This window comes from Actinomadura rugatobispora, from assembly GCF_042656285.1.
Lineage (GTDB): Bacteria > Actinomycetota > Actinomycetes > Streptosporangiales > Streptosporangiaceae > Spirillospora > Spirillospora rugatobispora.
This window is the reverse complement of record NZ_JBHSON010000077.1, coordinates 47,288-56,565: the sequence shown is the minus strand read 5'-3', so window position 1 is coordinate 56,565 and position 9,278 is coordinate 47,288. Positions and strand designations below refer to the sequence as shown.

The 9,278-nt window shown below is 72.8% G+C and carries 9 protein-coding genes; 2 read left to right on the top strand and 7 right to left on the bottom strand.

The genetic code is table 11. The features are described 5' to 3' along the window. The coding region (locus ACFPZN_RS40555) for a hypothetical protein (RefSeq protein ID WP_378287897.1) at positions 1-198 on the bottom strand (198 nt) is incomplete at its 3' end. Between the two features lie 54 nt (positions 199-252). Continuing rightward, positions 253-2,319, bottom strand: a complete 2,067-nt coding sequence (locus tag ACFPZN_RS40550; RefSeq protein ID WP_378287896.1) for a molybdopterin-containing oxidoreductase family protein — start codon at positions 2,317-2,319, stop codon at positions 253-255. 263 nt (positions 2,320-2,582) lie between these two features. On the opposite strand from ACFPZN_RS40550, the gene thyX reads away from it, so the two are divergent. Both thyX and ACFPZN_RS40540 read left to right on the top strand, forming a co-directional pair. Further along, positions 2,583-3,380, top strand: coding sequence for an FAD-dependent thymidylate synthase (thyX, locus tag ACFPZN_RS40545; RefSeq protein WP_378287898.1), 798 nt, complete (start codon positions 2,583-2,585; stop codon positions 3,378-3,380). Between the two features lie 94 nt (positions 3,381-3,474). Beyond that, entirely contained in the window at positions 3,475-4,206 is a 732-nt protein-coding gene (locus tag ACFPZN_RS40540; RefSeq protein WP_378287895.1) for a dienelactone hydrolase family protein, read from the top strand. A gap of 8 nt (positions 4,207-4,214) precedes the next feature. Here ACFPZN_RS40540 and ACFPZN_RS40535 read toward each other — a convergent pair whose 3' ends face one another. From ACFPZN_RS40535 to ACFPZN_RS40515, 5 genes are all read right to left on the bottom strand, one after another. Then, complete coding sequence (locus ACFPZN_RS40535; RefSeq protein WP_378287894.1) at positions 4,215-5,357, bottom strand: SMI1/KNR4 family protein; 1,143 nt, start codon at positions 5,355-5,357, stop codon at positions 4,215-4,217. An 82-nt stretch (positions 5,358-5,439) separates the two neighbouring features. Continuing rightward, a complete protein-coding gene (locus ACFPZN_RS40530; RefSeq protein WP_378287893.1) occupies positions 5,440-5,724 on the bottom strand; it encodes a ubiquitin-like small modifier protein 1 in 285 nt (94 codons plus the stop codon). Further along, positions 5,721-6,803: a WD40/YVTN/BNR-like repeat-containing protein gene (locus ACFPZN_RS40525; protein WP_378287892.1), complete on the bottom strand. Its 1,083-nt coding sequence runs from the start codon at positions 6,801-6,803 to the stop codon at positions 5,721-5,723. The genes ACFPZN_RS40530 and ACFPZN_RS40525 overlap by 4 nt, the downstream gene beginning before the upstream one ends. Positions 6,804-6,859: 56 nt before the next feature. Next, positions 6,860-7,249: a PaaI family thioesterase gene (locus ACFPZN_RS40520; protein WP_378287891.1), complete on the bottom strand. Its 390-nt coding sequence runs from the start codon at positions 7,247-7,249 to the stop codon at positions 6,860-6,862. A gap of 253 nt (positions 7,250-7,502) precedes the next feature. Further along, positions 7,503-8,876, bottom strand: a complete 1,374-nt coding sequence (locus tag ACFPZN_RS40515) for an MFS transporter (protein WP_378287890.1) — start codon at positions 8,874-8,876, stop codon at positions 7,503-7,505. Between the last annotated feature and the right edge of the window lie 402 nt (positions 8,877-9,278).

The window sequence follows — 9,278 nt, the reverse complement described above, 5'->3', positions numbered from 1 at the left end:
CAGCGCCCGCATCGCCTCCCCAAGGCGGCCCGCGTCCTGGAGCGCGCGGGCCTGCCGGCCCCGGACCGCCACCGCCGACGCCCAGTCGCCCCGCGCCTCCAGCGCCGCGGCGACCTCCGCGTAGAGGCGGACCGCCTCCCCGGGCTTGCCCTGCCGCTCGTACTTCCTCGCCCGATCCAGCTCGGCCCGCATCGTCATCCGCCCCTCCGTGCGCCCACACCGTACCGTTCCGGAAGATCTTGACGCGGCGGATCAGGGCAGCGGTTCCACCTCGACGCGGGTGTCGTGGAACGTCGGCCCGCCGCCCAGGTCGGTGGCGCGCTCGGCCACCACGGCGTTGGCGTTGGCGCCGCCGGAGAACTTCGCCCAGTGGCCCTTGGTCGTCGCCGCGACGCCCGGCCGCACCGCGTCGGTCGTCTCCAGCACCGCCTCGAACGCGCCCCGGTCGTTGAAGACCCTGACCCGCTGCCCGTCCACCAGGCCCCGCGCCGCGGCGTCGCCGGGATGCAGCCGCACCGACGGCCCGTTCCCGGCGCGGCGCCGCAGCTCCACGTCGCTCCCGAACACGGTGTTGAGGAAGTGGTGCGAGGCCGCCGAGATCAGCGCGAGCGGGTAGGCCGCGGCCCGCACGGGGTCGGCGACCTCGGCCGGCGGCGTGTACCCGGCGACCGGGTCCAGCCCGGCGCCCCGGGCCCGCGCGGACACGAACTCCAGCCTCCCCGACGGCGTGGGGAACCCGTCGGCGTACGGGATGAACGGGTCGGGCACCGCCAGCCGCACGAACCCCTCCTTGCGGAGCCGGTCGAGCGTGATCCCCTCCAGGTAGGGGTGCCCGGACGCCAGCGCCTGCTCGGCCAGCGCCTCGTCGGACTCCTGCAGCGCCGGGTCGTCCAGGCCCATCCGCCGGGCCAGCCGCCGGAACGTCTCCGTCGTCGGCAGGCACTCTCCGGGCGGGGCGACGGCGGGCTCGTTCCAGGCCAGGTAGAGGTGCCCGTAGCCCTCGTGCAGGTCGGCGTGCTCGTGCTGCATCGTCGCGGGCAGCACGATGTCGGCGTAGTCGGTGGTGTCGGTCGGGAACTGCTCCAGCACCACCGTGAACAGGTCCTCGCGGGACAGCCCCGCGCGGACCCTGTTCTGGTGGGGCGCGCTGCCGGCCGGATTGGCGGCGATCACGAACAGCGCCTTGACGGGCGGGCCGTCCACCTCCAGCAGGCCCTCGCCGATCCGGCTCATCGACAGCACCCGGCGGAAGCCCGGGCCGCCGGGCCGCAGGTCGTCGCGGTACAGCGCCCGGCGGTTCAGCCTGATGTGCCCGGAGGTGGAGAAGACCAGGCCGCCGCCCAGGCGCGCCCAGTCGCCGGTCACGCCCGGGAGGCACGCCAGCGTCCGCAGCGCCGAGCCGCCGCCCGCGTGCCGCTGCAGGCCCTGCGTCGCGCGGATCGCGGTCGGGCGGGTCCGGGCGATCCGCTCGCCGAGCGCGACGATCCGCTCCTCGGGCACGCCGGTGATCTCCGCGGCCCGGGCGGGCGGGAACTCCCCGATCCGGGCCCGGAACTCCGGCCAGCCCAGCGTGCGCCGCTCCAGGAAGTCCTCGTCCTGCGCGCCGAGGCCGACGACGACGTTCAGCAGCCCCAGCGCCAGCGCCGCGTCGGTGCCCGGCAGCGGCGCCAGGTGCTCGTCGGCCTGCGCGGCCGTGCGGGTCCGCACCGGGTCGATCGCGACCACGTGCGCGCCCTCCCGCCGCGCGGCCTGCACGAACTTCCACACGTGGTGGCCGCTGGTCAGCGGGTTGGTGCCCCACAGGATGATCAGCCGGGAGTGCGCGAGGTCCTCGGGATCCATGCCGCCGGCCGAGCCGATCGTGCACTTCAGCCCCGCGATGCCCGCCGCCGAGCAGATGTCGGCCTCGTGCCCGGAGGCGCCGAGCAGGTTGAACAGCCGCCGCCCCGCCTGCCCCTCCAGGCCCTGGACGTAGCCGAGCGTGCCGGTGCCCCAGTACGGCCAGACCGCCTCCCCGCCGTGCTCCTCGACCACCCGCCCCACCCGGGCGGCGATCTCGTCGAGCGCCTCGTCCCAGGTGATCCGCTCGAAGCGCCCCTCGCCCTTGCGGCCGGCCCGGCGCAGCGGGTACAGGATCCGGTCCGGCTGGGACGCGCGCTCCAGCCACCGGTTGACCTTGGTGCACAGCGCGCCCCGCGTGTACGGGTGGCCGGGGTTGCCGCGCAGGGCGACCGCCTCCCCGTCCCGGACGGTGACCACCCACGAGCAGCCGTCGGGGCAGTCCAGCGGGCAGGCGCCGAGGACCTTCAGCTCCGTCACGGCCCGTCCTCGAAACGATCACCGAGGCCGACCGGCCTCGCCCGGTGCGCCGCCCGCACCGGCACCACCCATGTCGCACCCACCACATGGCCCTTCCGTCTGGAAACATCCAGTCTGCGGGATAGATTCATGAGTGTCATCCCGGACGCACCTGACGAACGGCGGGGTGGGGAGCGGGGACGGGACGGGATGGCGTAGCGTGCTCTCGGCGCAGCCCCGGGCTGCGCTCGATGTGAAGCGGCGGACAAGGCGTGGGGGACAGAGTGAAGAGCGTCGAGCCGGAGGTGTACCTGGTCGCGCGGCCGGAGCTGGACTACGACGAGGTGGCCCGGTACCTGCGGGACGTCGGCGGGGAGTCGTGGCTGGAACGGCTCGACCGCGGCGACCTGGACGCCGAGCTGAACGATCCGCAGAACCTCGCCGAGTTCGCCGGGCGGCTGTGCTACCGCTCCTGGGAGCCCGGCCTCAACCCCAACGTCACCAAGATCCGCACCGACCAGGACCAGTACCTGGAGAACATCCTGCGCAGCATGCACGGATCGGTGCTGGAGCACGTCAGCTTCAGCTTCGTGCTGCACAACGTCAGCCGGGTGCTGACCCACGAGCTGGTCCGGCACCGCCCCGGCGTCGCGATCTCCCAGGAGTCGCTGCGGTTCGTGCGGCTGCAGGACATCCCGTTCTGGTTCCCCGAGTGGGCCCGCGAGGACCCCGAGCTGATGAAGCGGGCCACCGCGCTGCTGGAGCAGATGGAGGAGTTCCAGGGCTGGATGGCCGGGCGCTTCGGGCTCGACGACGAGGGCGTGCCGTTCAAGGAGAAGAAGCACAAGACCTCGTTCATGCGCCGCTTCGCGCCCGAGGGCGTGGCCACCGGCCTGGTGTGGACCGCCAACGTCCGCACCCTGCGGCACATCGTCGAGAACCGCACCGCGCCGGGCGCCGAGGAGGAGATCCGGCTGCTGTTCGGCCGCGTCGGCGAGGTCATGCGCCGCGAGGCCCCCGCGCTGTTCGGCGACTACGAGATCGAGGACGGCGCCTGGATCCCCAAGTGGCGCAAGGTCTGACCGCCCCGCGCCGGCCGGGCTCCCCGCGCTGAGACGCGTGTCACACCCGCCGGGATCTGGGCACGCGGCCGCGGGAGGGCCAAGGTTGGGTCGCATGCCGGACATCACCATTCCCGCGGGGGCGGGGCGGCTGCCCGCCTACCTCGCCGTGCCCGAGGGCGAGGGGCCCTGGCCCGCCGTGGTCGTCGTGTTCGAGGCGCTGGGCGCGAACGAGGACATGCGCGCCCAGGCCGACCGCTTCGCCGCGCAGGGCTACCTGGCCCTGCTGCCCGACTTCTACCGGGGCGCGCCGTGGCTGCGCTGCGTCCGCGCCGCCATGCGGCAGCTGTTCGCCAGGCGCGGCCCGATGTTCGACCACATCGAGGGCGCCCGCGCCTGGCTCGCCGGGCGGGACGACAGCACCGGCCGGGTCGGCGTCATCGGCTTCTGCATGGGCGGCGGGTTCGCCCTGGTGGCCGCGGCCAGGTACGACTTCCAGGCGGCGGCGGTGAACTACGGCATCCTGCCGCGCGACCCGGTGCGGGCCCTGGACGGGGCCTGCCCGGTCGTGGCCAGCTACGGCGGCCGCGACCGCATGCTCTCGGGCGCGGCCGGGAAGCTGGAGCGGGCCCTGACCGTGCTGGACGTCCCGCACGACGTGAAGGAGTACCCCGGCGCGGGGCACAGCTTCCTCACCGAGGCGGAGCTCCCCGCGCCGATGAGCGCGATCTCCAAGGTGATCCTGGGGCACGGCAAGGGCCGGGAGGACGCGGCCCACGGCTGGGATCGGATCTTCGCCTTCTTCGACTCCCACCTGGTCGCGCCCGGGGCCGAGGCGAAGGGCTGAAACAAGGGTCACCCAGGCCCGCCCCAGCGCCGCACCGCCAGGATCTCCCGCCCGCGCTCCGGCGTGATCAGCGTGGCCAGCAGGGGATCGCTGAACAGGACCACCGGCGCGATGTGGTGCTCGCTCACCGGGCGCCAGAAGGCCATCGCGTCCCGCAGCGCGGGCCAGGCCGCGTCCATCCCCGACAGGGACAGCCCGGCCTGGACGGCGCGCACCCGCTCGTCGAACTCCGGCGGCCCGAACCGCGGCCGGTGACCGGGCTCGCGGGCCCGCGCCTCGTACCGGGCCACCAGCGGCCTGAGCCGCTCGGGGCCGTGCTCCTTCAGCAACTCCAGCACCGAACCGCCCCACTGGTGCCGGCGCCGGTGCTCGGAGTACAGCAGCGGCAGCAGCTCCGCCTCGAGGATCGGGTCGCCGGCGAGCCACGCGTCCTCGTCCAGGAGGAGGTGCTGCACCTGCATCTCATGGTTCCCGAGCAGCGTGAGCATCTGGAAGCGCAGCAGCCGGGCGCGTTCGATCCCGAACCGGCACGCCTCCTCCAGGACCTCCAGCGGCCCGTCGACCTCCCCGGCGAGCGCGGCGAGGCGTGCCCGCTCGGTCGCCTCGGTCCAGAAGTCGCGGGTCGGGCCCGGCGGGCGGCGCAGCGCGTGGAAGCCCGCGTACAGGTGGCGCATGAGGGCGTGGAAGGAGGGATGGCGCCGGGGGCCGTCGCCCGTCCAGGAGGCCTGGAAGTAGGCCGCCCATTCACCGTCGGGGTCGACGTCACCTGGATCGAGGAACAGGACGGCCGCGTCGCCCTCCAGGGAGATCTGCAGCGCCCGCGCCGGGATGTTCGGTGCGTAGGCCTCGATCCAGTGCGCGTCCAGGTCGCGCATCCAGCCGATCTCGCCGGCGCCGCCCAGCCTCCAGATGAAGCTGCCCGCGTACCGCCATCCGTCGGTGACCAGCAGGAACTCGCGGAACGAGGGGGGCAGTGCCCGCCCCAGCCGGGCCTCGGCCGCGGCGATCCGCTCCGGGGCGGCGGGGGCGAAGCCCAGCCAGCGGTGCCGCAGGACGTCGTCGTCGTGGGGACGGTCGCGTTCGGGGTCGTGGGCGTCGATCCACTCCTCGCTCCACCGTTCCAGCCAGGGCCGCCACGCATCGCGGTCCATCGTCACCACCCTCTCGTCGGGTGACACCGACGATGGCACGCGGGTGTGACAGTCAGTGTTCGTGATCTACAACGTAAAGGCGTCAGCCGCCCGACACGGCGGGCAGGATGTGGACCTCGACATCGGGGCTCACCGGCGTGGCGAGGAAGTCCAGGTCCCGGATGTTGGTCGCCCCGAGGAAGACGTTGACGTGAGGGCGGAGCGCACCCCGCTCGTCGCGGACGCGGCGCGCCACGGCGGGCAGCTCACGGCCCAGGGCGTCCAGCGCGTCACCGACCGTGGCGCCCGCCGGCACCTCCACGGGGATCGCCGCCCGTGCGCCCGCGATGTCGCGCAGCGCGCCCGGCAGGCGGACCGTCACGTTCACGGCGTGGCCGCCCGCACGCACAGCACGTCGGGCAGGTGGCGCACGACCTCCGTCCAGGACTCGCCGTCGTCCCCGCTGGCGTAGACGCAGCCGTCCCGGGTGCCGAAGTACAGGCCGGTGCTCTGGTCGGTGCAGAACGCGTCGCGCAGCACGGTCGCGTAGCACGGCTCGTCCGGCAGGCCCTTGGTATGGGCCGTCCAGGTCCTCCCCGCGTCGTCGGAACGGCAGACCTGGTAGCGGTGGCCGGCAGGGGTACGGTCCACGTCGGCCGTCAGCGGGATGACGTAGACGGTGCCGGGCCTGGTCGGGGACACGGCGATGGGGAAGCCGAAGTCGCCGGGCAGGCCGTCGTCGATGCGCGTCCAGGAGGCGGTGTCGTCGTCGCTTCGGTACACGCCGCCGTGGTGCTGGAGGAAGAACCGGTCCGGCCTGGAGGGGTGCGCGTCGACCTTGTGCACGCACTGCCCGTACTCGGGATAGGGGTCCTCGGGGACGAAGTCGGCCCGGATGCCCTTGTTCCGCGGCTCCCAGGTGGCGCCGCCGTCGGTGGAGCGGTAGACGCCACCGGTCGAGATCGCGACCGTCAGGGTGCTCGGGTCGGTGGGGTGCGGCAGGACGGTGTGCAGGCACAGGCCCCCGCCTCCCGGCTGCCACGTCGCCCGGTGCGGGTGGTCCCAGAGCCCCCGGACGAGGGCGAAGCTGTGCCCGCCGTCCTCGGAACGGAACAGGGCGGCGGGCTCCACCCCGGCGTAGACGACGCCGGGCTCGGTGGGGGAGTGGCGCAGCTGCCAGATGTCCCTGAGCGAGGCGTCGGTGGACGCGGGGAACGCGATCGGCGCGTCCTCGGCCTTCGCGGCGGGCTCGGTCCAGGTGCGCCCGCGGTCGTCGGAGACCACCAGCGACACGCCCCAGAAAGGACTGTTGACCGCGGCCAGGATCCGCCCGCCGGCGGGGTCGACCGCGGCGGCCGTGACAGGGGCCGAGGTGAAGCGGACCGGATCGACCTCCCAGCCGCCCCCGCCGCCGCGGGCGATGAACAGCCCCTTGCGGGTGCCGATGACCAGAACGACGTCGTCCATGGGTGCCTCCCTGTACGAGTGCCCTCATGGTCGCACGTTCCCCCTGGTCACAGCCGTCACCCGGCGAGGACCGCCTGCGTCTGCGTCACCTGGGCGACGCGTCGGCCGTCCCCGCCGTACAGGTCCGTCTGCACGACGATGAACCGCCGCCCGGTGTGCAAAGGCCGGGACACGCGGCGCACCTCGCCCTCCCGCACGCCCCGGAAGAAATTGGTCTTCGACTCCAGCGTCGTCGTGGACGCCCCCTCCGGCAGGTTCAGGAACGCGCACACCGCGCCCAGGCTGTCGGCCAGCGCCATCAGCGCCCCACCGTGCATGGCCCCGCCCGCGGTGCAGCGTTCAGGGGCCCACGCCAACCGCCCGGTCACCTCCTCCGCCCCCGCCGTGTCGATCTCGACGCCCAGCTCCCGGGCGAACGGCATGGTCTCGACGAGCCCATCGCTCACGCAGCACTTCCTTCCAAGGCACCCACCTGCGGACCCGCCATCCTGACCGCCCCCCACACCACGTCCATAACGCCCGAGGTAATCCCCGCCCGTCCAGCCAACGCAATGGTCTGAGGCACCCCAGAAGATCGTGAAGGCTTCAGGGTGTCGTTGTGGTTGGCCGCGCGTATGCCTGGGCCCGGCCGCCTGGCTGGGTGGGCCGGGCGGCCGGGCCGTGATGGTCGGCTGGTATCCCTGTCGTGAGTGATGGGGATTAGGGGGTCGCCTTCTTGGGCTCCAGTTCCGGGGTGAGGTCGGGGGTGGCGTGGTCGGAGTCTTCGGTTCGGAGCAGTGAGGTGCGGTGGGTCTCGGGCAGCCGGCACGCGACCAGGAACACCACTGTGGCGAGTACGGCCAGGTAGACCGAGGGGGCCAGGAGGCTGTCGGTCACGCCGACCAGCCAGGTGCCGAACATCGGCGCGGTGCCGCCGAAGATGACGTACGCCGCGTTCAGCCCGATGGCGGCGCCGCTGTAGCGGGTTCGGGTGGGGAACAGTTCGAGCCAGACGATGCCGACGCCGCCGAAGAAGATGCCGAGGGTGAAGGCGAGCAGGCTCTGCCCGGCGATCGCGGTGCCGATCGATCCCGAGCTGGCCAGGACGTAGGCCGGAACGGCCGCCAGGGCGCTGGTGCCGGCGCCGATGACCAGGACGGGACGGCGGCCGATCCGGTCCGACAGCAGTCCGGCCAGGGGCATGGAGATGAACGCGGCGGTGAGGGCGATGCTGTTGGACACCAGTGCGTCGGTGGCGCTGAGCTTGACCGATTCGGTGAGGTAGGAGGGGAAGTATCCGGTGAGGGAGTAGAAGCCCAGACCGGACAGCGAGGCCATCACGAACGCGAAGCCCAGGGCGCGGCGGTGTTCCTGGAAGACGCTCACGAGCGGTGCCTTCGCCACCCGCTCGGTGCTGCGGACGGCCTCGAAGGCCGGTGATTCGCTGACCCGGCGCCTGATGTAGAGGCCGACCAGGGAGATCACCCCGCCGAGCAGGAACGGGATCCGCCATCCCCAGGACTCGAAGGCGGCGTCGCCCAGGATGTTGTTCAGCGCGAGCACGAACAGGGCCGCGAACACCGCGGGGATCACGCCGAAGGCGTACGCGAGCGCCACGTTCGCGCCGCGGCGGTGGTCGGGCGCGTGTTCGGCGACCAGGGCGTTGGACCCGATGGCCTCGCCGCCGACCGACAGGCCCTGGACCAGGCGGGCGGCGATCAGCAGCAGCGGCGCCACGAAGCCGATCTGGGAGTAGGTGGGCAGCACGCCGATCACCGCGGTGGATCCGCCCATGAGCAGGATGATGGCCGCCAGGACGCCGCGGCGTCCGATGCGGTCGCCCAGATGGCCGAACAGCAGCCCGCCCAGCGGGCGCATCCCGAACCCGACCGCGTAGACGGCGAAGGTCGCCAGCATCGAGGCGAACCGGTCGTGGGAGGGGAAGAACAGCGTGGCCAGGGTGGAAGCCACGTAGGCGTAGACGACGAAGTCGTAGAACTCGACGAACTGCCCGATCGCCGCCGACACCAGAACGCGCCGCTGGCCGCGTCCCGCTCTTCGCCCGTCCGCCGATTGCATGGTGATGTCGCTCATTGAAGCCTCCTCGACTGCGACATATCACCGGCCGGTCGCCGCAGGCGTTTCCCGGTCGGATCGCACCAAGGTTACGTGTACAGACCGATCGGTACAAGACTTTTGGAGTGCCGTTCAGTCGTAAATGGAAGTCGAGGTTCCCAGCGGGGAGCGCATCGGTCTTCGAGGCCGTGGGATCTGACGATCTTCGCGTCGGGGCGGTCCGTCTGCCGGTCGATCGGCCGGAGTGCTCGGACGCGTCGGCAGGGCGCTGGAGCCGGTCGCCAAGGTCAGGTGGGGGCGCGTCGCAGGTGGTCTGCGCGCAAGCGCCCCTGGGTGAGGACGCCGACCAGTCGGGGCGTGATTCGGCGACCGGTCTCGCAGGGTAATGATCGAGATCGGCTTGAGGTAGTGCGTCGTAGA